The 632-nt window shown below is 59.5% G+C and carries 2 protein-coding genes; one reads left to right on the top strand and one right to left on the bottom strand.

The window, feature by feature from the left end; translation table 11 throughout:
• Positions 1–189, top strand: a 189-nt coding sequence (locus D1614_RS28255) for a PX domain-containing protein (RefSeq protein ID WP_147384386.1), incomplete at its 5' end; no start/stop codon positions are given.
• Positions 190–468: 279 nt separating this feature from the next.
• Here D1614_RS28255 and D1614_RS28250 read toward each other — a convergent pair.
• The gene (locus D1614_RS28250) at positions 469–618 is read right to left on the bottom strand and encodes a citrate/2-methylcitrate synthase (protein WP_497006676.1); all 150 of its coding nucleotides are present in this window, start codon (positions 616–618) and stop codon (positions 469–471) included.
• Positions 619–632 lie beyond the last annotated feature (14 nt).

Below are 632 nucleotides of genomic sequence, written 5' to 3'. Positions count from 1 at the left end.
CAGGCGGATGTGCTGCGGGCGTTCAACGTTGTGCTCAAGGATGCGTTCGACAAGGCGCACGTGCCGCTGGCGGCGCCGGGGACGGTGTTGCGGACTTCGGCGGCGTTGGAGGAGTGGATGGCGCGGGTTACGCCGGAGAAAGAGGCATCGGCTTCTTCCAATGAGCCACCTGCTGCTGCGCCGGCGTAAGGGCGTTGGTGGTTTGCTGGGGTTTCGTCCCCTGCCGGGGCCGACTTACTTTCTTTGTCTTGCCAAAGAAAGTAAGCAAAGAAAGGCGCGCCCGAGATGGCGACTTCCCCTTGAATTTATGTAACCGTGCGGAGAAGGAGGCAAACTCGCTGCGCTCAAACAGTTTCCCGTCTTGTTTCCGCCCGCTTACAAAAATTCAAGGCGCCATCAAGGGCAGGAACGTCAACGGCCAAACCGTCGGTGGGTTTGTGTTGACGCTCCTTTCTTCTTTCCTATTTCTTACGGGCGCTTGCCGATCGGTACGAACTTCAGGTCGTCGGGGCCGGTGTAGTTGGCGCTCGGGCGGATGATCTTGTTGTCGATGCGTTGCTCGATGATGTGCGCGGCCCAGCCCGATGTGCGCGAGATGACGAACAGCGGCGTGAACATAGCTGTCGGCACAC

Origin of the sequence: Maribellus luteus (assembly GCF_003576475.1) — a bacterium.
Lineage (GTDB): Bacteria > Bacteroidota > Bacteroidia > Bacteroidales > Prolixibacteraceae > Draconibacterium > Draconibacterium luteum.
The sequence above is the reverse complement of the archived record's forward strand: the minus strand, read 5'-3'. Positions and strand labels throughout refer to the sequence as shown.